The sequence below is a fragment of the Comamonas testosteroni genome (assembly GCF_000761245.1).
GTDB classification, from domain to species: domain Bacteria; phylum Pseudomonadota; class Gammaproteobacteria; order Burkholderiales; family Burkholderiaceae_C; genus Comamonas; species Comamonas testosteroni_C.
On record NZ_AWOR01000045.1, the window covers coordinates 23,825 to 44,097 of the forward strand.

Here is a 20,273-nt window from a genome sequence, read left to right on the forward strand (position 1 = left end):
AAAGCTCCTTGGACACGGAAAAACAGCGATGCGCACAGGCACCAGGCCAATCGCTTCCTGACTTGGGTCAAGAAACAGAGTTTTCAAACTGTATGCAATTTCCGTGCACAAGATGCTCCACACAAACCCCAGAGTCCAGCGAGACCGACATGGGTTGGAGCAGCGGCGTGCCGGCCCGCCTGCCGAAGGCCTATGTATTGCGCGCGTCAAAGGCATGAAGACAGGCACAAAGGCACAATGGCGGAGCCTGAACCAGGCCTTTGGCAGCGCAAGCCGGTAGCGGCAAACCCTGTCACCCTGGCCAGCGCGCGACAGCTTGGCAGCGGTATGCAGACGCAACCCAAGTCTTGGTCTATAATGCTCGACTTTGCTGGCATTACCCCGTCGGCCATACTAGTTAAAAAGTGGCGGGGAAACCGCTGTTCACGGCTCTCAGGCCCGATCTTCCCGAGAACCCTCTGTCAGCACAGATATATCTGGAAATTAAATGACTACCATCCGCGTCAAAGAAAACGAGCCCTATGAAGTTGCCCTGCGCCGCTTCAAGCGCACCATCGAAAAGCTGGGTCTGCTGACCGATCTGCGCGCTCGCGAGTTCTATGAAAAGCCCACAGCCGAGCGCAAGCGCAAGAAGGCTGCTGCCGTGAAGCGTCACTACAAGCGCGTTCGCAGCATGCAACTGCCTAAGAAGCTGTACTAATCGTTGATTAGGACCAGTCGGCCTTAAAACAGCCGCAAACCCGCGCTCGGGACGCCAGGCGCGGGTTTTTTGTTTTCTGGCCACTGCCAAGCCTGACCGGCCGCGCAGTGACCTCCCAGCGCATGGATAGTCAACGCCGTTCACACGGCGCACCACCATTCGCCCACCCCAAGGAGAAAGCCATGAGCCTGAAAGCCCAGATTACCGAAGACATGAAGACCGCCATGCGTGCCAAGGACAGCGCACGCCTGGGCACCATCCGCCTGCTGCAGGCCGCGATGAAGCAAAAGGAAGTGGACGAGCGCATCGAGCTCGACGACGCCGCCGTCATCGCCATCGTCGACAAGCTGATCAAGCAGCGCAAGGACTCCATCGCCGCCTTCGAAGCCGCCAACCGCACCGATCTGGCCGATGTGGAAAAGGCCGAAATGGAAGTGCTCAAGGTCTATCTGCCCGAGCGTATGGGCGAAGCCGAGATCACCGCGGCCGTGCAGGCCATCGTGGCCGAGCTGGGCGCCTCCGGCCCCGGCGACATGGGCAAGGTGATGGGCGCCGTCAAGGCCCAGCTGGCCGGCAAGGCCGATATGGGCCTGGTGTCCGCTGCCGTGAAGGCCGCGCTGACCCAATAATTGGCAACCGGCCTGAGCCGTCATACGGCATCAGAGTCAAAAACAGAAGCTGCTTGCGCTTGCCGTGCATATATTTCAGATTCAAAAGACTCTGAAATTCATGTATATCAATCGTTAGCAGCTTCTTTTTTAATAGCATTCCTGAATCCTGCAGGAGCTTGCCTGCTGAAGAACTCCTGCAGGAACTCCACGCAGACCCGCACCTTGGCCGAGCGCTCCAGCCGCGTCGGATAGACGGCCCAGATATTCGCCTGCTGCTGCCACTCGGGCAGCAGCTGCACCAGGCGTCCGTCCTGCAGATCGGCCGCCACATCCCACAGCGAGCGCAGCACGATGCCATGGCCGTCGCGCGCCCATTGCACGGCCATCTCGCCATGGTTGGTGGACAGCGGGCCGGTCACTTTGACGCTGCGCTCCTGACTGCCCGAGCGCAGCTTCCAGACACCGAACGCATGGTCGCGCTCCTTGATGACCAGGCAGTCATGCGCAGCCAGCTCGTCCAGCGTGCGTGGGCTGCCACGCCGCTGCACATAGGCCGGGGACGCGCACAGCACGCGATGGTTGTCGGCCAGATGCCGGGCAATCAGATGCGGCGCGATCTCGTCGCCCACGCGCACATCGAGATCGAAGCCCTCGGCCGCGACATCGACGATGCGGTCGAACACTTCCAGGCGCAGCTGCAGCGCCGGATATTGCGCAATCAGCTGCGACAGCGCGGGCGCCACCACATTGCGGCCAAAGCCGAAGCTGGTGGACACCCGCAGCAGCCCGCGCGGCTGGCGGCGCGTCACATCGACTTCCTGCAGCAGATGCTCGACCTCGTCCAGAATGCGCTGCGCCCAGTGGTAGACGCGCTCGCCCTGCTCCGTGACAGCGACCCGCCGTGTGGTGCGATGCAGCAGCTTCACGCCCAGCTCCTGCTCCAGCAGGCGGATGCGCTTGCTGACAAAGGCCGGTGAAGCATTGTGCGCGGCCGCAGCCTCGGCAAAGCTGGCTTTGCGCACCACGGTGATGAAGACACGCAGGTCTTCGGGTGAAGGCATTTTCTGCACGATCTGTAAACAATCAGGCCACGATTTGTCAATTGTATTCAGTTAAGTACGATGCAGAATACCGCCAGGCACAGGCCGAACCGCCGCCTCGCCACCCCATACATTCACGAGAGAGCACCATGTCCACTCCCAAAAAGATTGCAGTCATCGCCGGCGACGGCATCGGCAAGGAAGTCATGCCCGAAGGCCTGCGCGCGCTGGAGGCCGCAGCCAGGCGCTTCGACCTGCCGCTGGAGTTCCACCATTTCGACTGGGCCCACTGCGACTACTACGCCGAACACGGCCAGATGATGCCCGAGGACTGGAAGGAGCAGCTTTCGGGCATGGACGCCATCTTCTTCGGCGCCGTGGGCTGGCCCGCTACCGTGCCCGACCATGTCTCGCTGTGGGGGTCGCTGCTCAAGTTCCGCCGCGAATTCGACCAGTACATCAATCTGCGTCCGGTGCGCCTGTTCGAAGGCGTGCCCTGCCCCCTGGCCGGCCGCAAGCCCGGCGACATCGACTACTACGTGGTGCGCGAGAACACCGAGGGCGAGTACACCGCCCTGGGCGGCATCATGTTTGAAGGCACGGACCGCGAGATCTGCATCCAGGAATCGGTCTATAGCAAGCATGGCGCCGATCGCCTGCTCAAGTACGCCTTCGATCTGGCCCAGAGCCGCGCCAAGAAGCACGTGACCCTGGCCACCAAGAGCAACGGCATCGCCATCAGCATGCCCTGGTGGGACAAGCGCGCCGACGATGTGGCCAAGGCCTATCCTGAAGTCACGCTGGACAAGCAGCACATCGACATCCTGACGGCCCGCTTCGTGCTGCAGCCCGGCCGCTTCGACGTGGTGGCCGCCACCAATCTGTTTGGCGACATCCTGTCCGACCTGGGCCCCGCCACCACGGGCACCATCGGCCTGGCACCGTCGGCCAACCTCAACCCCGAGCGCAGCTTCCCCTCGCTGTTTGAGCCCGTGCATGGCTCGGCGCCCGACATCTACGGCAAGAACATCGCCAACCCCATCGCCATGGTCTGGTCGGGCGCGCTGATGCTGGACTTCCTGGGCCGCAGCGAAGGTGCCTGGCGCCAGGCCCACGACACCATCGTGGCCGCCATCGAGCACACGATCAAGGCCGGTCCGCTGACGCCCGATCTGGGCGGCAAGGCCAACACCACCGAAGTGGGCGAAGCCATCGCGGCTGCCATCGCCAAGGCCTGATGGCTCCGGGCTGGCCCCGCCGGCCGGATTCAAGATAAGAAGCACCCCGCGCAGGCTGAACCTGCGCCGGGGTGCTTTTGTACACCTGCACGCCTGAACGCCCAGGGCCACTGGCTGCGGCGACCTAGGCTTCAGACCGCGGTTTGGCTTTGGCTTGCGAAGCCGGTTTTCTGGCCGACCGCGCCTGGGCATTGCGCTGCGCGGCGGCCTGCACCAGTGCCTGGAAAGCTGCAGCGTCGATCACTTCGCCCACATGCAGGTCTATGGCCCGGCGCGTGGCGCCTTCAAGACTGGCATTGAACAGGCCGGCCGGATCGGCCAGGGCTGCGCCATGCGCAAAGGTCAGCTTGACCACGGCCTTGTAGGTCTCGCCCGTGCACAGGATGCCGTCCTGCGACCAAACGGGCGTACCGCGCCATTTCAGCTCTTCCACCACGGCGGGCAAAGCCCCGCGGATCAGCGCCCGCACGCGGGCCAGCGTGGTGCCGCGCCAGTCGTCCAGGCCGGCAATCCTGGCATCGATCAGAGCCGAAGCCTCAGGGCCGCTGACAGGCTCGACCGGAGGTGCTGGCGTGGATGGCAAGGCAGTCATAGATGGAGCTCCATGGTTGGACCTAGAACCATGTCCGGCACAAGGCACAAGGCAAAAGGCTCAAGACATGGGACAAGGATTGCACCACAGTAGCACGCAAAAGCAGAGCTCCCCCAGAGGGCCAGCCCGCCCTATATCAGGCTCATGCCAGGCTCATGCCAGGCTCAGCCCAGCTCCCCCGCGACCTCTCGCAGGCATTGGAGCAGCAAGCCCGTGGTCGGCGTCAGCGGCTGGCCACGCAAGGTGATCAGTCCCACGGGCGGCAGATCGATGGGCACGGCCAGATCCAGCATGGCCAGCGTACCCAGGGCCGCGTGACAGCGGGCCACGCCACGCGCCATGAAGGCCACGGCGCCGCGCTGGTGCACAAAGGTCAGCTGCGAGAGAAAGGACGCGGTCTCCACGATGTCGACCGGCGGGTGCAGGCCGTGGGCATAGAACTGCTGCTCCAGCTTCACGCGCAGCGAGGCCCAGGGTGGAGGAAGCACACAAGGCTCTTCGGCCAGGGCCTGCCAGCTGGCAGCGCCCGGCGCCAGCAGCGCATGACCGGGCCGCACCACGGCCACCATGGGATCGTCGTACAGCGCCTCGGTCTCCAGGTCGGGCGCGGCATAGCCGGGCTCCAGCCGCCCGACGAACAGATCCAGCTCGCCCAGGCGCAGCTTGGGCAGCAAGCGCGTCAGATCCCCTTCCTCCACCATCACCGTGGTCTGGTCCGAACGCGCTTTTAACCGCTCCACAGCGCGCGCCAGCAACACGGGCGTGGCCACCACCATGGCGCCCACACTGGTGCGCCCGCGCGCGCCGCTGGCCTCGGCAGCCATCTCGTCGCGCGTGCGTTCGAAACCGGCCAGCACCGAGCGTGCAAACCGCACCATGCTGACGCCGGCTGCCGTGGGTTCGGTGCCGCGCGTGGAGCGCTCGAACAGCGCCATGCCCAGCATGCGTTCGATCTCGGCCAGGGTTTTGGAGACGGCGGGCTGGGTCACAGCCAGAAACTCGGCCGCACGGCCCAGGTGACGGAACTGGTCCAGCGCCACCAACAGCTGCAGATGGCGCAGCTTGAGGTTGGAGCGCAGCACACGATCGATCTTGCTCATGGGGCTTCATTACCTGATGGTTATGAAGATAGTCTATCTTTTCATTGGATTGTCATGAAGCAGTTTTGAACAATCGGGGCTGGCAGTTCAAATAACGACAGGAGACAAGCGATGATCCCCCCACGCAGCAGCCGGCGCAGCTTTGTGCTCGGCGCCCTCGGCGCAGCCACGCTCGGCAGTTCCACCCGCCTGCTGGCCCAGACCTGGCCCGAGCGCCCCATCACCTTTATCTGCCCCTGGCCTGCCGGCGGCACGGCCGACCAGTCCATGCGCGCGCTGTGCACCGTGGCCGGCCGCATCCTGGGTCAGGCGATTGCCGTGGAAAACCGCGCCGGAGCCTCCGGCATGATCGGCTCCAAGGCCCTGGCCTCGGCCAGACCCGACGGCTACACCATCGGCCAGATCCCGATCTCGGTCACGCGCTTTTCCCAGTTGGGCACGCTGCAGGCCGATCCGCGCAAGGACTACACCTATATCGCGCGCACCTCGGGCCAGACCTTCGGCATCGCCGTGCCGGCCAACTCGCGCTTCAAGACCCTGCAGGACTTGGTCGCCGCCGCCAAGGCCAAGCCCGGCAGCATCACCTACGCCCACGCCGGCGTGGGCGGCGCCACCCATGTGGGCATGGAGGAGTTTGCGGCCGCAGCGGGCATTCAGCTCAGCCATGTGCCCTATAAGGGCGGCGCCGAGGCGCTGCAGGGCGTGCTGGGCGGCCATGTCGATGCGCTAGCCGACTCCAGCTCCTGGGCCCCGCATGTCGAAGCCGGCAAGCTGCGCCTGCTGGCCACCTGGGGCGAGCAGCGCACGCCGCGCTTCAAGGACGTGCCCACACTCAAGGACCTGGGCTACAACGTGGTCGTCGATGCGCCCAACGGCATCGGCGCGCCCAAGGGCCTGCCGCCCGCCGTCGAAGCCAAGCTGCGCGAGGCCTTCCGCCAGGCCGTGGCCAGCCCCGAGTTCAAGTCCGTGGCCGACAGGCTAGACGCGCCCTTGCTCTACCTGGACGGCCCCGACTACGCCAGGTATGTGAACACGGTCTACCAGAAGGAAACCGTGCTCATCGACAAACTCAAACTGCGCGACCTGATGCGCTGACGCGCAGCGTTCCCACCGCATCCCCACCGCCTCAGGCCCGCCATCCCCGGACTCCAAGATGCTCTCCTCCTCTTCTTCCCTGCTGCACCTGCACCCCAACGACAACGTGCTCGTGGCCAAGACCGCCCTGGCCCTGGGCCAGGACATTCCCGAGCTGGGAGTGCGCACGCGCGCCCAGGTGCCGGCCGGCCACAAAATCGCGGCGCGTCGCATCGCCGAGGGCGAGCAGGTCAAGAAGTACGACACGGTGATCGGCGTCGCCACACGCGACCTGGAGCCTGGCGACTATGTGCACAGCCACAACCTCAAGCTGGTGGACTACTACCGCGACCCCTCGTTCGGCGCCGACGTGCGGCCCGTGGATTACGTGCCAGAGCAGCAGCGCGCCACTTTTCAGGGCTTTGTGCGAGCGGGCGGCGGCGTGGGCACGCGTAACTTCATCGGCATCCTGTCCTCGGTCAACTGCTCGGCCACCGTGATCAAGCGCATCGCCGCCCACTTCACGCCCGAGCGGCTGGCAGCTTTCCCCAATGTGGACGGCGTGGCCGCCTTTGCCCAGAGCAGCGGCTGCGGCATGTCCTCGCCCAGCGAGCACTTCGACGTGCTGCGCCGCACCCTGGCCGGCTACGCGCGCCACCCCAACCTGGCGGGCGTGCTCATCGTGGGCCTGGGCTGCGAACGCAACCAGGTCGATACCCTGGTGGATTCGCAAGGCCTCAAGGAAGGTCAGTTGCTGCGCACCCTGGTGATGCAGGAAGTGGGCGGCACACGCGTCACCATTGAGGCCGGTATTGCCGCCATCGAAGAAATGCTGCCCATCGCCAACCAGGCGCAGCGCAGCACCGTCAGCGCCGCCCACCTCAAGATCGGCCTGGAATGCGGCGGCTCGGACGGCTTCTCGGGCATCACGGCCAACCCCGGACTGGGCGCGGCCATGGACATTCTGGTGCGCCATGGCGGCACGGCCATTCTGTCCGAGACGCCCGAGATCCACGGCGTGGAGTTCATGCTCACGCGCCGCGCCATCAGCCCCGAAGTCGGCCAGAAGCTGCTGGACCGCCTGGCCTGGTGGGAGCGCTATGCAGCCGGCCAGAACGCCCAGTTCAACGGCGTGGTCGGTCATGGCAACCAGGCCGGCGGCCTGGCCAACATCTTTGAAAAATCCCTGGGCAGCGCCATGAAGGGCGGCACCACGCCACTGCGCGCCGTCTATGAATACGCCGAGCCCATCACCGAGCACGGCTTTGTCTTCATGGACTCGCCGGGCTACGACCCGGTGGCCTCCACGGGCCAGATCGCCAGCGGCGCCCAGCTGATCTGCTTCACCACGGGCCGCGGCTCCATGTTCGGCAGCAAGCCCGCCCCCACCATCAAGCTGGCCAGCAACACGCCCATGTACCAGCGCCTGCAGGAGGACATGGACATCAATTGCGGCGTGGTCGTCGACGGAGGGCTGACCGTGCCCGAGCTGGGCCAGCAGATCTTCGAGCAGATCCTGCGCCACGCCAGCGGCGAACAGACCAAGAGCGAGGCACTGGGACTGGGCGACCATGAATTCGTGCCCTGGCACCTGGGCATCGTGAGCTGAGGAAAGCGCATCTTCCAGAGCTTTGCGCCCTTATCCAACCTTCACTTTCTGCAATTTTCACCATGAACGCCACGCCACTCAGACTGCAACGCACCGAACTGCAGCGCAGCGCCAACTTCATCGCCGGGGCCTGGACGCAAGCTGCCAGCGGCGCCAGCTTTGCCGTGACCGATCCGGCCACGGGCAACACCATCACCAAGGTTCCCGATTCAGGTGCAGCCGATGCGCGCACCGCCGTGGACGCTGCCCAGGCTGCCCTGCCCGCCTGGCGCAAGCTGCCGGCCAAGCAGCGCGCTGCCATCATCAAGCGCTGGAACGATCTGGTGCTGGCCCATCAGGACGATCTGGGCACGCTGATCTCGCTGGAGCAGGGCAAGCCCCTGGCCGAAGGCAAGGGCGAAGTCGCCTATGCCGCCAGCTATATCGAATGGTTCGGCGAGGCAGCCACGCGCATGAACGGCGAAGTCATCCCCGCGCCCATGCCAGGCCGGCGCATGTTTGCGCTGCGCGAGCCAGTGGGCGTGGTCGCCGCCATCACTCCCTGGAACTTCCCGGCCGCCATGATTGCACGCAAGATCGCGCCGGCCCTGGCTGCGGGCTGCACCGTGGTCTGCAAGCCGGCCGAGGACACGCCGCTGACCTCGCTGGCCCTGGTGCTGCTGGCGCACGAAGCCGGAGTGCCGGCCGGCGTGCTCAACATCGTCACGGCCTCGCGCGAGCGCACGCCCGAGGTGGTGGACCAGTGGCTGGATGACAGCCGCGTGCGCAAGATCACCTTCACCGGCTCCACGCCCGTTGGCAAGCACCTGGCGCGCCGCAGCGCCGACACGCTCAAAAAGCTCTCGCTGGAGCTGGGCGGCAATGCGCCCTTCATCGTCTTCGAGGATGCCGATGTGGCAGCCGCCGTGGACGGCTTCATGGCCGCCAAGTTCCGCAACGGCGGCCAGACCTGCGTCTGCCCCAATCGCGTCTTCGTGCACCGCTCGGTGTACGAGGCCTTTGCGAGCCAGCTCAGCGCCCGCGTGGCTGCCCTGCATGTGGGCCCTGCCAACGAGCCAGCCTCGCAGATCGGCCCCATGATCAATGACCGCGCGGTCGAGAAGATCGCCCGCCATGTGGAGGACGCCGTGGCCAAGGGCGCCAGGGTGCTCACGGGCGGCAAGCGCTTGACGGATCTGGGCCCCACCTACTACGCCCCCACTGTGCTCTCGGGTGCCACCGCTTCCATGGCCTGCGCCTGCGAGGAAACCTTCGGCCCCGTGGCACCGCTGACCGTGTTCGACGACGAGGCCGAGGTCATCGCCGCCGCCAACGACACGCCGTTCGGCCTGGCCGCCTATTTCTACAGCCAGGACATACGCCGCATCTGGCGTGTCGCCGATGCCCTGGAGTCGGGCATCGTGGGCGTCAACGAAGGCGCGCTGGCCGCCGAGGCCGCCCCCTTTGGCGGCGTCAAGGAGTCAGGCTACGGCCGCGAAGGCTCCACTCACGGGCTCGACGATTACCTGCACATCAAATACGTCTGCCAGGGACAACTGGATTGACGCAACACGGTCGCTAGAACCATTCACAACAGGAGACAAACCATGAGCAAATCCCGATACCTCACCCGCAGGCCCGTGCTTGGCGCACTGGCCGCACTGGCCCTGGCCGGTGCCATGCCACTGGCACAGGCGCAGGGAAACTTCCCGAGCAAGCCCATCACCTTCGTGGTGCCCTACCCTGCGGGCGGCGCCAATGACATGCTGGGGCGGCTGGTCGGCCAGAAGATGGGCGAGGTACTGGGAACCGCAAGCGTGGTGGACAACCGGCCCGGTGCCGGAGCACTGCTGGGCGCGGGCATCGTGGCGCGCGCGCCAGCCGACGGCTACACACTGCTTGTCGGCGGCCTGGCCACACACGCTGCCAGCCCGCATTTGATCAAGACCGAATACGACCCGGTCAAGGATTTCGAGCCCATCGGCATGATTGGCAGCGCCCCCATCATCGCCATCACCGCCAACGACTCGCCCTACAAATCGCTCAAGGATGTGGTGGACGCGGCCCGCAAGGACCCACAGGCCGTGATGTACGGCTCCTCGGGCAACGGCTCGCCGCTGCATCTGGCCGGTGAACTGTTCGTGTCCATCGCCAAGGTCCCCATGACCCACGTGCCCTACAAGGGCGGCAATGCCCACATCGTGGACCTGATTGGCGGGCGCATTCCGGTCATCTTCGATACCGCCACCAACTCCATGCCGCTGCTGCGCGGCGGCAAGGTGCGCGCCCTGGCCGTGGGCTCCACCGCCCGTCTGCCCGAGCTGCCCAATGTGCCGACCTTCGCCGAAGCCGGCTATCCGCAGTTCGAGTTCTCGGCCTGGTATGCGCTGTTTGCACCGTCCAAGACCAGCGCCGATGTCAGCGCCAAGCTTTCGGGTGCACTGGCCAAGGCCCTCAAGCAGCCAGAGGTGGCCTCCAAGCTGCGCGATCTGGGCGTGACCCCGGGCAGCGGCGATGCCACAGAGCTGCGCGCCTTCGTGCCCCGTGAATACCAGCGCGTGGGCGGCCTTATCAAGACCGCGAAGATCAAGGCCGATTGACATGCCGCCTCCCCGTAGCAGGTGAGATTCTCTCTTCTCCTCGCTGCGGGGCGGCACGAGCCCAATAGGTGGCACTGGCTCTTGACAGGCCGCCTCCATAGGCTCGCGACACAACCAGAAACATTGAAGACAGCACAGTGTCATGACAAACCAAGGAAAACCAATGCTTGATGGATTGCTGCGCCCACATGCCGAAGACCCGGACCGCCTGGTGGCGGACCTGCCCTCGCCCTGTGTGCAGGCCCATGCCGCCAATCTGATGGTGCTGGACGACGGCACCCTGGGCTGCGTGTGGTTCGGCGGCTCCATGGAGGGCCGCTCCGACATCTCGGTGTTCATGTCGCGACTTGCCCCTGGTGCCGCGCAGTGGTCCGAGCCCATCCAGCTCTCCCACGATGCCGAGCGCTCGGAACAGAACCCCGTGCTGTTTACCGCGCCGGGCGGCGCACTTTGGCTGCTGCATACGGCACAGCACTCGGGGCACCAGAACACCTCGGTGGTGCGCCGGCGCCTGTCGCACGACCACGGCCTGAGCTGGGAGCCCACCGAGACACTGGCCGATGCCCCGGCAGGCACTTTCGTGCGCCAGCCCATCCATGTCCATACGGACGGCAGCTGGCTGCTGCCGGTCTTCCATTGCCGGGCCCAGCCGGGCCAGGCCTGGGACGGCAGCCACGACGACAGCGGCGTGCTGCGCTCGGCCGATCAGGGACGCAGCTGGCAGCGCATTGCCGTACCCGGCAGCCTGGGCTGCGTGCACATGAATATCGTGCAGGCTTCGGACGGCGGCCTGCTGGCGTTCTTTCGCAGCCGCTGGGCCGACCATGTCTACCGCAGCCGCAGCGACGACGGCGGCCTGAGCTGGCAGGCACCCGAAGCCATATCGCTGCCCAATAACAACTCATCCATCCAGGCCTTGCGCCTGACCGACGGACGTCTGGCCATGATCTTCAATGCCAGCAGCGCCGCCGATGCCACGCAGCGGCGCGAGTCGCTGTATGACGAACTGGACGACAGCTCGGCAACACCGGCAAAGGCTGCAGCCGGCGAGCGCCGCGCATTCTGGGGCGCACCGCGTGCACCCATGACGCTGGCACTGTCGGCCGACGACGGTCTGAGCTGGCCCTGGCAACGCAAGCTCGAGGTGGGCGACGGCTGGTGCATGAGCAACGACTCCGAGCGCGGCCGCAACCGCGAGTATTCCTATCCCTCCATCCGCCAGGGCGCCGACGGGGCGCTGCATCTGGCCTATACCGTATTCCGCCAGCATATCCGCCATGTGCGCGTGCAGCCGGACTGGGTGAGCGCACAAGCATGACCACAACCCCCACACCATTCAATGTTCTCGTCACCGCCGAGCACTGGGCGCCCGAAGCCCAGGCCCTGGTGCAGCAAGCCGGTGGGCAGATCCATTTCATGGCCGAGCCCATCACCGCGCAAAGCCTGGCCGAGCGGCTGGCACAGACCGGCGCCCAGGCCCTGGTGCTGCGCGGCTCCAAGCCTGTGAGCGCAGCCGTGCTGAGGGCAGCCCCCGCCTTGCGCATCGTGGCCAAGAACGGTGCCGGCGTGGACAGCGTGGACATGGCAGCCGCGCGTGACCAAGGCGTGGCCGTAGCCGTGGCACTGGCCGCCAATGCCCCGGCCGTTGCCGAGCATGCACTGGCACTGATGCTGGCGCTGATGCGCCAGCTGCCTCAGCTGGACGGGCAGGTGCGCGCCGGCGGCTGGGCCGGCAGCAACTGGCAGGGGCGCGACTTCCGTGGCTCCACGGTGGGCATCGTCGGCTATGGCGCCATCGGCCGCGCCACCGCGCAGCTGGCTGCGGCCCTGGGCGCCAAGGTGCTGGTGCTGCGCCCCGCAGGCCAGGCCGGCGACTTCGACTGCGAGCCCGATATGCGCCAGCTGCTGCCCCGCGTGGACATACTGAGCCTGCACTGCCCGCTGACCGAGCAGACACGCGGCCTGATCGGCGCGAACGAACTGGCGCTGCTGCGCCCGGGCAGCCTGCTGATCAACACCGCACGCGGCCCTGTGGTCGACGAAGCCGCGCTGCTGGCGGCACTGGAAAGCGGCCACCTGGGCGGCGCCGGACTCGATACCTTCGACATCGAGCCGCTGCCCCTGGGCCATCCGCTGGCCCGGTTGCCGCAAGTGCTGCTGACGCCGCACGTGGCCGGCGTGACGCGCCAGGCAGCGCTGCGCGTGGCGACGCTGACCGCCGCGAACATCGTCGACCACCTGGCAGGCAGGCCGCTGCCCGCCGGTCACCTGCTGTGAAGCAGATCCTCCTGCATCGCCGTGGCCCCGTACCACGTCATGAATAGTCAAACCGAGAAAAGCATGCCTGCATACAACCCGTTCAAGACCGCCATCGCCGCACGCCAGCCCCAGATCGGGCTGTGGCTGTCCATGGCCGACCCCTATCTGGCCGAAGCGGCCGCCACCACGGGCTATGACTGGCTGCTGATCGACGGCGAGCATGCGCCCAACGATCTGCGCAGCACCCTGGCTGCCCTGCAGGCCGTGGCCCCGCATCCGGCTCAGCCCGTGGTGCGAGTCGTGGAAGGCACCACGGCCCTGATCAAGCAGATGCTGGACATAGGCGTCAAGACGCTGCTCGTGCCCATGGTGGACACGGCAGACCAGGCGCGCGCCATCGTGGCCGCCACGCAATACCCGCCCCTGGGCGTGCGCGGCGTCGGCAGTGCCGTTGGACGTGCCTCACAGTGGAGCAGCCGCGCCGACTATCTGAATGTGGCCGACGACGAGGTCTGCCTGCTGGTGCAGGCCGAGACCACCACGGCCCTGAAAAATCTCGAAGCCATCTGCAACGTGGACGGCGTGCACGGCGTCTTCATAGGCCCGGCCGACCTGGCGGCCTCCATGGGCCATCGCGGCAACCCCGGCCACCCCGAGGTGCAGGCCGCCATCGAGGCAGCGATGCGGACCATTGTTGCCAGTGGCAAGGCGGCAGGTACGCTGACCTCGGACCCCGCGCTGGCACAGCGCTACCTTCAGCTCGGCTGCAGCTTTGTGGCCGTGGGCGTGGATGTGTTGATGTTCGTGAATGCCGCGCGCAAGCTGCGTAGCCAGTTTGCCGGCTCCACGGTGGCGGCCCCTGCACTGCCAGGAGCCGCCTACTGAAGCCTTGAAGCACAACGCAGAAGTTGCAACCATGCCCGCATAACCTCACGGCAATGCCGCACAGCCGCCAAAGCGTCGGCCGCGCCACAATACGCGCGGCCTCTCAGCCGCATCTGCACATCACTTCATCGCTGCCGGAGCAATCTGCGCCGAGCCTCTGCACCGCAAGTTCATGCGGCGACGGCGCCTTGCACGGTCGGCACCGGGGAAGCCGGGTTGGCAGCCAGCCATTGCTCAAACTCTTTTGGAGCCAGCGGCCGGGCGAACAGAAAGCCTTGCGCCACCGGGTAGCCCTGCTCGCACAGCATCACGCTCTGCGTTGGCGTCTCCACACCTTCCGCCACCACGGTCAGGTGCAGACTCTTGCCAATGCCCAAAATAGCACTGCTCAACGCCCGAGCCGCCTCGTCATGCTCAAGATCGGCCACGAAGCTGCGATCCAGCTTGAGCTCGCTGACCGGCAGGCGGCGCAGATAACTGAGGCTGGAGTAGCCGGTGCCGAAATCATCCATGGACAGGCGCACGCCATGCGCATGCACCTCGTCTATGGTCTTCATGGTGCTGGGGTTGGTGTCCAGCAAAATGCTTTCCGTCAGCTCCAGGGTCAGGTCCTGCGGCGCCAGGTCATTGCGGTCCAGCGTATCGGCGATCATCCGTGGCAAATCCAGATTGTGAAAGCTCGATGGCGACAGATTGACCGACACTGCGGGGACTTCCATTCCCTTGGCTCGCCACTGCGACAGCTGGCGACAGGCCTCCTCCAATGCCCAGCTTCCAAGATCGGCAATCAGCCCGCACTCTTCGGCCAGCGGGATAAAGCGGGCAGGCGAAATCTCGCCAAGCTCTGCATGGGTCCAGCGCGCCAGGGCCTCCACGCCATACAGACGGCCGGTGGCCATCTCGATCTGAGGCTGATAGTGCAGGCGCAGGCCGCCGCTTTTGAGCGCCTTGCGCAGTGCAGTCTCCAGTGCCAGACGCTCCTGGGCCAAGCGGTTCATTTCGCTGCTGAAGAAACAGAAACGGCCGCGCCCCTTGCTCTTGGCCTGGTACATGGCCATGTCGGCGCGGTGCACCAGAGTCTCCATATCCCTGCCGTCCATGGGAAACATTGCAATGCCCACGCTGGCGGATATGGCCAGCGAGGTGTCGGCAATATTCAGGGGCTCTGCCAGCAACTCCTGCAGGCGCTCGATGGTATTGGCCACATGCTCCGCATCGCATTGCGGCAGCACGGCAACAAACTCGTCACCCGACAAACGCCCGGCAATATCGCAGCTGCGCAGCACGCGCTGCAATCGTGCCGCGACATTGCGCAGCAATTCATCCCCCACAGGGTGACCCAGAGAGTCATTGACCTGCTTGAACCGGTCCAGGTCGATGAACAGCACCGCCAACTGTTCATCATTGCCGGCAGCTGACGCAATCGCCTGATCGGCCTTGGCCTGCAGCAGACTTCGATTGGGCAATCCGGTCAGGCCGTCGTAGAAAGCCAGCTGACGAATGCGCACACGCGACAGCTCACGCTCCAGCGCCAGGGCGCACAGATGGATGCAGGCATCCACCAGCTGCTGATGAAAAGCCGAGGCCCCACCGGTCAGCTGCTCCCGGTAATAGAACGCGAAAGTACCGATCGGCTTGCCACCGCTGTTGCAGATGGGAGTGGACCAGCAGGCTCTGAACCCCTGCGGCAGGATCAGGTGCTTGAAATCCGTCCACAACGGATCATGTGCAATATCGTCCACCAGCACCGGCGCGTTGCGCCAGGCCGCCGTTCCGCAGGAGCCCACATTCGGCCCTATGGCCACCCCGTCTAGCAGCGCTGAATAAGAATGCGGCAGGCTTGGTCCGGCCAGCGGATGGAGCAGCCCCTGGGCATCCACCTCGAGAATCGATGCCGTCACCTCAGGAGCAATCCTCTCGACCTCCAGACACACCATCTCCAGCACATCCACCAGCGGCCGCTCGCGCGCCATGGCCTCCAGCACGCGGTGCTGCAAGGCCTCATGCATCTTGGAGCGCGTGATATCGGTCAGCATCGAAACCGTGTATTGCCAGCGCCCGTCCGCGTCGAGGATGGGGTTGCTGATGACCTTGGCCCAGTAGCGCTGCCCATGCTTGCCGACCACGATTTCCTCACGCCCCACGGGCTGGCCAGCGCGCAATTCCGAGCGATAGCGGTCCACAAAGGCCTCGGAAACCTGAGGAGCCAGCAAGGCAATCGGCATGCGCCCCGCGACCTCCTCGGTACGCCAGCCGAACATGCGCGTAAAGCCGCCGTTGACATGCACGATGCGTGAGCTTCCATCACTGATGACCACTGCCGTGTCGGAGGCATCGGCCACCAGGGACAAGCGACGCAGGTGCTCCTGCTGCGCCTGCTCCCGGGCTCGCCGCTGCGTGACGTCGGTAGCGATCTTCAGGATATGCATCACCCGGCCCTGGGCATCCATCACCGGTGAATAGGTCGCTTCCAGCCAGCAACTGCTGCCATCGCTGCGTAGTCGCTCCACCACTCCGGAGTAGGCATTGCCTGCGCACAGATGCGTCCAGATTTCCCGATACCTGGCACTGTCGGCCAGACGCGCAGAGCAAAAGCTGCGATGTGGGCGACCCAGAGACTGCTCACGCGTAAACCCCATGAGCTGCAGATAGTTGTCATTGGCACGGTGCAACGACCCATCCAGGCCAAATTCAGCCATGGCCATGACCCTGTCCAAGGCCTGCAGCTGGGCCAGCTGCAGCTCAGGAGGCATCGCGCCAATATCTCCCTCACGCATCATTATTCCTTTGCATATTCGCATCCCAGGCCGGCTCGAATCCGGAATGGGAAAGTCATGCTTTTATATGGATGCTGGCAATAATAATGACGAAAACGGGATTCAATATTCGTGATTCGGGCCGAGTGTTCAAAAAAACTTCGATCGGCAACAGCTATTGACTTGCGAGCCTGTGCTGCGCTGGCAAAGTGCTCTGCCAGGCAGTCACAGGCCGCCCCGGCAGAGCAGCGGATGTGCCCTGTTATCAGCCAGCCGGTGTCTCAGCGCCGCCATTTGCCGCCAAACTGGTTGACCACCATGCCCAGCAAAACGCCCAGCGTCCCCAGCCACTGCAGGCCATTGGGTGCCTCTCCCAGCAGCAGCATGGCCGACAGCAGACCGATTACCGGCACCAGCAGCGACAATGGGGCCACGGTGCTGGCCGCATAGCGCTGCAGCAACCGCGTCCACAGACCATAGCCCAGCAAGGTGGACAAAAAGGCCAGATAGGCGATCACTCCAAGCTCGCTCCAGCCTATGGACTGCAGCTGCGAAGTCACCGAATCCACGCCATCCACCCACAGGGACAGCAACAGCAGCGGCAGCATGGGAAAGACGCTGGTCCAGACGATGAAGGACACCGGCTCATACGAGCCTTGCTTGGCCGCCATCCGCGTCAGCAGGTTCGAGCCGGCCCACATGGCTGCGGCGCCCACGGTCAGCACAAAACCGATCAGCGTCATATCCGATGTCCCCTCACCATGGGCTGTACCGATCAGCAGCAGCCCTGCAAGAGCGATGAGCAAGCCCATCCATTGCCAGCGCTGCGGTTTCTCGTGCAAGAACGCAGCCGCCAGCAGCATGGTGATGAAGGCCTGGGTCTGAAGCACCACGGATGCCATGCCGGCAGGCATGCCCAGCTTCATGCCGGTGAACAGCAGCCCGAACTGCCCAACCCCTTGCACCAGACCATAGGCGGCCAGCAGACCCCAGGAAAGATTTTTGGGTGCACGCACGAACAGCAGAAATGGCAGCGATGCCGCGGCAAAGCGCAGCGCGCACAGCAGCAGGGGCGAGAGCTTGGCCAGCCCCCACTTCATGACCACGAAATTAAGACCCCAGACCACGATGACGATGATGGCGCTGAGCCAGTCCGGACGACTCATGCCGGAGGTGGGCGAGGATGCAGAACTCATGACACTGACAACTGATATTGGATTTTCTAGATCAAGCCCCTAGTATGACTTGCCATCAGTCATGGCTGGCGGCAAAAGCGGTCAAATAGAACGCCGGGACTGCAAACGGTCTTACTTGAGCAGATACCGGTCCGTTTTGATCGGCAGCATAAGCAAGGCCTTGAATACATACAGGACGATCAAAGTGCCGCTGAAGTCGCCCAGAATCATCACCAGAAGCTGGTCCAGCTGAAAACCATCCCCTCTTACGACGGACCAGGCCTGGTGCAGCAAGGCATTGCTAAGGCCGTAAATGACACTGAGCCACAGCAGGCGACGCGGCGTGAGATCACTGAGAGATCGCCCAAGCCCCATCCATTTGCGAGCTGCGCAATAGGTGCCATAGGGGGCAAGCGTGGCCATGATGCCGCCCGCAAATGCCCGCAACCAGTCATCAGGGAAAAAGTAAAAGTTGCAGACCAGCCATGACACGACAAAAAGCCCCACCACGCCCGCCTCCGCAAAAAGCAGGGTACAAAGCAGACGAGCACCTGCAGGCAGGTAAATCCAGTTGACGCCTCTGACAAATTCCAGTTCGGAGAAAATCCACTGATTCAAGGCCAGCATCGCCAGGAACAGCAAAGCCGTGATAACCGCCACCGAAAATTGCGTCCAAATGTTCTTCATGCGCTGCCGCCGAGCTTGTTCACTGTCTGCGCAGTATTATGAGTGCCGTTTCTTCGCTCTTCGTTAGCGGCGCGCCGTCTGTTTTTGCCTTCTCATGCCAAAGTCCCTGTCTGCCGATATCTATTTACGCTTTCTGCACCTGGCAGCGACCATCCGCAACCTGCCCATGCTGCCCGCGCTGGATCCACTGGAGGAGCGCCTGCTGGAACAAATTGCCAATGCCGGCACGCGTCAGGAGCGTCTTTGCGTCAGAGACCTGATGGCCCAACGTGAACTGGGGTCTCCGGCCACGATTCACACCCGTCTGAAGTCCATGCGCCAAAAAGGCTGGATCCTGCTGGCCGATACCGAGGATGCCAGACGCAAGCAAATCGAGCTCAGTGCCGATGCCCACAAGCATTTCGAGAAACTCTCGCACTGCATTGTTCAGGCAGCCGCCGAGAGCTGAAGCAGACACAAAAAAAGCAGCCACCGGGCTGCTTTTTTCATGGAGCGATCTGCAGTGATCAGCTGCCGGCCACCTTCATGCGATTGATCAGTATGGAGCCCACGGTCTTGGCACCATAGTTGTAGGCATCGGCTCCGATGGCCTCTATGCCCTTGAACATGGTCTTGAGGTTGCCCGCGATCGTGATTTCGTCCACGGGGAAGGCGATTTCACCGTTCTCCACCCAGAAGCCGCTGGCGCCGCGCGAATAGTCGCCGGTCACATAGTTCACGCCCTGGCCCATCAGCTCGACCACGAACAGCCCCGTGCCCAGCTTCTTGAGCATGGCATCCAGATCGTCGCCCGCCTTGGTGCGGCGCGAAGTCATTACCAGATTGTGCGAGCCGCCGGCATTGCCCGTGGTCTTCATGCCCAGCTTGCGCGCCGAGTAGCTGGACAGGAAATAGCCTTCCACGCGGCCGGCATCGACCACCTTGCGGGCCTGCACGCGCACGCCCTCTTCGTCAAAGGGCGAGCTGCCCTTGCCGCCCAGAACAAAGGGGTCTTCCTCGACATCGATGTGCTTGGGGAAGATTGGCTTGCCCATGGAGTCGAGCAAAAAGGTGCTTTTGCGATAAAGGGCGCTGCCGCTGACGGCCTGCACAAAGCTGCCCAGCAGGCCGGCGGCCAGGGGCGACTCGAACAGCACCGGGCATTCGGTGGTCGGAATCTTGCGGCTGCCCAGACGGCTCAGCGTGCGCTCTGCCGCGTAGCGACCCACGGCCTCTGGCGAAGCCAGATCGGCAGCATTGCGCATGGAGCTGTACCAGTAATCGCGCTGCATCTCGCCATTCTTGCCAGGCAGCTTGGCGATGGGCGCCACCGACATGCTGTGGCGCGAGCTGGCGTAGCCGCCACGAAAACCATTGGTATGGGCCGTGAAGAAATGGCTTTGCTGGGCCGACACGCCCGCGCCTTCGCTGTTGCTCACGCGGCGGTGGGTCTTGAAGGCGGCCTCCTCGCAGCGCAGCGCCATCTCTGCAGCGGCTTCGCTGGTGATATCCCAGGGATGGAACAGATCCAGATCGCGGTGCGTGCCAGGCAGCGCGATATCTGCGCTGTCGGGCAGGCGGGCAAACGGGTCTTCGGCGGTGAAGCGGGCGATGTCATAGGCGGCCTGCACGGTCTGCTTGATGGCGGCTTCGGAGAAGTCCGAGGTGCTGGCATTGCCCCTGCGCTGGCCCAGATAGACGGTCACGCCCAGCGACTTGTCGCGGTTGCGCTCCACGGTCTCCAGCTGGCCCTTGCGCACGCTGACCGACAGGCCGCAGCCTTCGGAAGCCTCGGCGCCGGCATCCGTCGCACCCAGCTTCTTGGCATGCTGCAGAGCCTGGTCCACCAGCCCCTCGAAAAAGGCTTGGCTGAAGCTGAAACCGGCTTGCGGTGCGGATTGGGCCTGTGCACTGGAAGTGCTTGTATTGCTGGAGCGAGGTTTTTTCATAGCGGCGGATATGATAGCCGCCACTGCTGCGCCCTCTGCG

General features: G+C 64.5%; 18 protein-coding genes. 11 read left to right on the forward strand and 7 right to left on the reverse strand.

Features of this window, described 5'->3' with window-relative positions; translation table 11 throughout:
• Positions 1 to 487 precede the first annotated feature (487 nt).
• Complete coding sequence (gene rpsU, locus P353_RS10900) at positions 488 to 700, forward strand: 30S ribosomal protein S21 (protein ID WP_003052999.1); 213 nt, start codon at positions 488 to 490, stop codon at positions 698 to 700.
• Between the two features lie 182 nt (positions 701 to 882).
• The gene (locus tag P353_RS10905; RefSeq protein ID WP_034369021.1) at positions 883 to 1,329 is read left to right on the forward strand and encodes a GatB/YqeY domain-containing protein; all 447 of its coding nucleotides are present in this window, start codon (positions 883 to 885) and stop codon (positions 1,327 to 1,329) included.
• A gap of 107 nt (positions 1,330 to 1,436) precedes the next feature.
• Here P353_RS10905 and P353_RS10910 read toward each other — a convergent pair whose 3' ends face one another.
• Positions 1,437 to 2,372: a LysR substrate-binding domain-containing protein gene (locus P353_RS10910; RefSeq protein WP_034369022.1), complete on the reverse strand. Its 936-nt coding sequence runs from the start codon at positions 2,370 to 2,372 to the stop codon at positions 1,437 to 1,439.
• Positions 2,373 to 2,500: 128 nt separating this feature from the next.
• Between P353_RS10910 and P353_RS10915 the strand changes: the two genes are divergently transcribed.
• Complete coding sequence (locus tag P353_RS10915) at positions 2,501 to 3,589, forward strand: tartrate dehydrogenase (protein WP_034369024.1); 1,089 nt, start codon at positions 2,501 to 2,503, stop codon at positions 3,587 to 3,589.
• Positions 3,590 to 3,713: 124 nt separating this feature from the next.
• On the opposite strand, the gene P353_RS10920 is transcribed toward P353_RS10915, so the two are convergent.
• Positions 3,714 to 4,181 (reverse strand): DUF1801 domain-containing protein, encoded by a 468-nt coding sequence (locus tag P353_RS10920; protein ID WP_034369026.1) that lies wholly within the window; start codon positions 4,179 to 4,181, stop codon positions 3,714 to 3,716.
• Between the two features lie 164 nt (positions 4,182 to 4,345).
• Positions 4,346 to 5,281 carry a LysR substrate-binding domain-containing protein gene (locus tag P353_RS10925; protein WP_034369028.1) on the reverse strand — a complete coding sequence of 312 codons (936 nt, stop codon included), beginning with the start codon at positions 5,279 to 5,281 and terminating at the stop codon, positions 4,346 to 4,348.
• Between the two features lie 111 nt (positions 5,282 to 5,392).
• Between P353_RS10925 and P353_RS10930 the strand changes: the two genes are divergently transcribed.
• The 7 genes from P353_RS10930 to hpaI all read left to right on the forward strand — a co-directional run bounded on the left by P353_RS10930 (position 5,393) and on the right by hpaI (position 13,687).
• On the forward strand, positions 5,393 to 6,376 hold the full coding sequence (locus P353_RS10930) for a Bug family tripartite tricarboxylate transporter substrate binding protein (RefSeq protein ID WP_034369030.1): 984 nt from the start codon (positions 5,393 to 5,395) through the stop codon (positions 6,374 to 6,376).
• Positions 6,377 to 6,434: 58 nt separating this feature from the next.
• The gene (locus P353_RS10935; RefSeq protein WP_034369032.1) at positions 6,435 to 7,964 is read left to right on the forward strand and encodes a UxaA family hydrolase; all 1,530 of its coding nucleotides are present in this window, start codon (positions 6,435 to 6,437) and stop codon (positions 7,962 to 7,964) included.
• Positions 7,965 to 8,026: 62 nt separating this feature from the next.
• Positions 8,027 to 9,508, forward strand: coding sequence for an NAD-dependent succinate-semialdehyde dehydrogenase (locus P353_RS10940; RefSeq protein ID WP_034369034.1), 1,482 nt, complete (start codon positions 8,027 to 8,029; stop codon positions 9,506 to 9,508).
• Between the two features lie 42 nt (positions 9,509 to 9,550).
• Positions 9,551 to 10,543, forward strand: a complete 993-nt coding sequence (locus tag P353_RS10945; protein WP_034369035.1) for a Bug family tripartite tricarboxylate transporter substrate binding protein — start codon at positions 9,551 to 9,553, stop codon at positions 10,541 to 10,543.
• Positions 10,544 to 10,706: 163 nt separating this feature from the next.
• Positions 10,707 to 11,861: a sialidase family protein gene (locus tag P353_RS10950; protein WP_113707710.1), complete on the forward strand. Its 1,155-nt coding sequence runs from the start codon at positions 10,707 to 10,709 to the stop codon at positions 11,859 to 11,861.
• Entirely contained in the window at positions 11,858 to 12,820 is a 963-nt protein-coding gene (locus P353_RS10955; protein WP_034369038.1) for an NAD(P)-dependent oxidoreductase, read from the forward strand. Before P353_RS10950 ends, P353_RS10955 begins: the two co-directional genes overlap by 4 nt.
• Before the next feature lie 63 nt (positions 12,821 to 12,883).
• Positions 12,884 to 13,687, forward strand: a complete 804-nt coding sequence (hpaI, locus tag P353_RS10960) for a 4-hydroxy-2-oxoheptanedioate aldolase (RefSeq protein ID WP_034369040.1) — start codon at positions 12,884 to 12,886, stop codon at positions 13,685 to 13,687.
• Between the two features lie 170 nt (positions 13,688 to 13,857).
• Here hpaI and P353_RS10965 read toward each other — a convergent pair whose 3' ends face one another.
• From P353_RS10965 to P353_RS10975, 3 genes are all read right to left on the reverse strand, one after another.
• Complete coding sequence (locus P353_RS10965; RefSeq protein ID WP_034369183.1) at positions 13,858 to 16,464, reverse strand: EAL and GGDEF domain-containing protein; 2,607 nt, start codon at positions 16,462 to 16,464, stop codon at positions 13,858 to 13,860.
• 260 nt (positions 16,465 to 16,724) lie between these two features.
• Positions 16,725 to 17,609 carry an EamA family transporter gene (locus P353_RS10970; RefSeq protein WP_420093382.1) on the reverse strand — a complete coding sequence of 295 codons (885 nt, stop codon included), beginning with the start codon at positions 17,607 to 17,609 and terminating at the stop codon, positions 16,725 to 16,727.
• A gap of 141 nt (positions 17,610 to 17,750) precedes the next feature.
• Entirely contained in the window at positions 17,751 to 18,305 is a 555-nt protein-coding gene (locus P353_RS10975; protein ID WP_034369044.1) for a hypothetical protein, read from the reverse strand.
• A gap of 94 nt (positions 18,306 to 18,399) precedes the next feature.
• On the opposite strand from P353_RS10975, the gene P353_RS10980 reads away from it, so the two are divergent.
• Entirely contained in the window at positions 18,400 to 18,753 is a 354-nt protein-coding gene (locus P353_RS10980; protein WP_003078963.1) for a hypothetical protein, read from the forward strand.
• A 58-nt stretch (positions 18,754 to 18,811) separates the two neighbouring features.
• On the opposite strand, the gene pmbA is transcribed toward P353_RS10980, so the two are convergent.
• On the reverse strand, positions 18,812 to 20,233 hold the full coding sequence (gene pmbA / locus P353_RS10985; RefSeq protein ID WP_034369046.1) for a metalloprotease PmbA: 1,422 nt from the start codon (positions 20,231 to 20,233) through the stop codon (positions 18,812 to 18,814).
• Positions 20,234 to 20,273: the final 40 nt, after the last annotated feature.

What these genes read in the sequence shown, in the direction of transcription:
- rpsU (WP_003052999.1), top strand. Translation starts at nt 488, where the DNA reads ATGACTACCATCCGCGTCAAAGAAAACGAGCCCTATGAAGTTGCCCTG.
- P353_RS10905 (WP_034369021.1), top strand. Translation starts at nt 883, where the DNA reads ATGAGCCTGAAAGCCCAGATTACCGAAGACATGAAGACCGCCATGCGT.
- P353_RS10910 (WP_034369022.1), bottom strand. Translation starts at nt 2,372, where the DNA reads ATGCCTTCACCCGAAGACCTGCGTGTCTTCATCACCGTGGTGCGCAAA.
- P353_RS10915 (WP_034369024.1), top strand. Translation starts at nt 2,501, where the DNA reads ATGTCCACTCCCAAAAAGATTGCAGTCATCGCCGGCGACGGCATCGGC.
- P353_RS10920 (WP_034369026.1), bottom strand. Translation starts at nt 4,181, where the DNA reads ATGACTGCCTTGCCATCCACGCCAGCACCTCCGGTCGAGCCTGTCAGC.
- P353_RS10925 (WP_034369028.1), bottom strand. Translation starts at nt 5,281, where the DNA reads ATGAGCAAGATCGATCGTGTGCTGCGCTCCAACCTCAAGCTGCGCCAT.
- P353_RS10930 (WP_034369030.1), top strand. Translation starts at nt 5,393, where the DNA reads ATGATCCCCCCACGCAGCAGCCGGCGCAGCTTTGTGCTCGGCGCCCTC.
- P353_RS10935 (WP_034369032.1), top strand. Translation starts at nt 6,435, where the DNA reads ATGCTCTCCTCCTCTTCTTCCCTGCTGCACCTGCACCCCAACGACAAC.
- P353_RS10940 (WP_034369034.1), top strand. Translation starts at nt 8,027, where the DNA reads ATGAACGCCACGCCACTCAGACTGCAACGCACCGAACTGCAGCGCAGC.
- P353_RS10945 (WP_034369035.1), top strand. Translation starts at nt 9,551, where the DNA reads ATGAGCAAATCCCGATACCTCACCCGCAGGCCCGTGCTTGGCGCACTG.
- P353_RS10950 (WP_113707710.1), top strand. Translation starts at nt 10,707, where the DNA reads ATGCTTGATGGATTGCTGCGCCCACATGCCGAAGACCCGGACCGCCTG.
- P353_RS10955 (WP_034369038.1), top strand. Translation starts at nt 11,858, where the DNA reads ATGACCACAACCCCCACACCATTCAATGTTCTCGTCACCGCCGAGCAC.
- hpaI (WP_034369040.1), top strand. Translation starts at nt 12,884, where the DNA reads ATGCCTGCATACAACCCGTTCAAGACCGCCATCGCCGCACGCCAGCCC.
- P353_RS10965 (WP_034369183.1), bottom strand. Translation starts at nt 16,464, where the DNA reads ATGCGTGAGGGAGATATTGGCGCGATGCCTCCTGAGCTGCAGCTGGCC.
- P353_RS10970 (WP_420093382.1), bottom strand. Translation starts at nt 17,609, where the DNA reads ATGAGTCGTCCGGACTGGCTCAGCGCCATCATCGTCATCGTGGTCTGG.
- P353_RS10975 (WP_034369044.1), bottom strand. Translation starts at nt 18,305, where the DNA reads ATGAAGAACATTTGGACGCAATTTTCGGTGGCGGTTATCACGGCTTTG.
- P353_RS10980 (WP_003078963.1), top strand. Translation starts at nt 18,400, where the DNA reads ATGCCAAAGTCCCTGTCTGCCGATATCTATTTACGCTTTCTGCACCTG.
- pmbA (WP_034369046.1), bottom strand. Translation starts at nt 20,233, where the DNA reads ATGAAAAAACCTCGCTCCAGCAATACAAGCACTTCCAGTGCACAGGCC.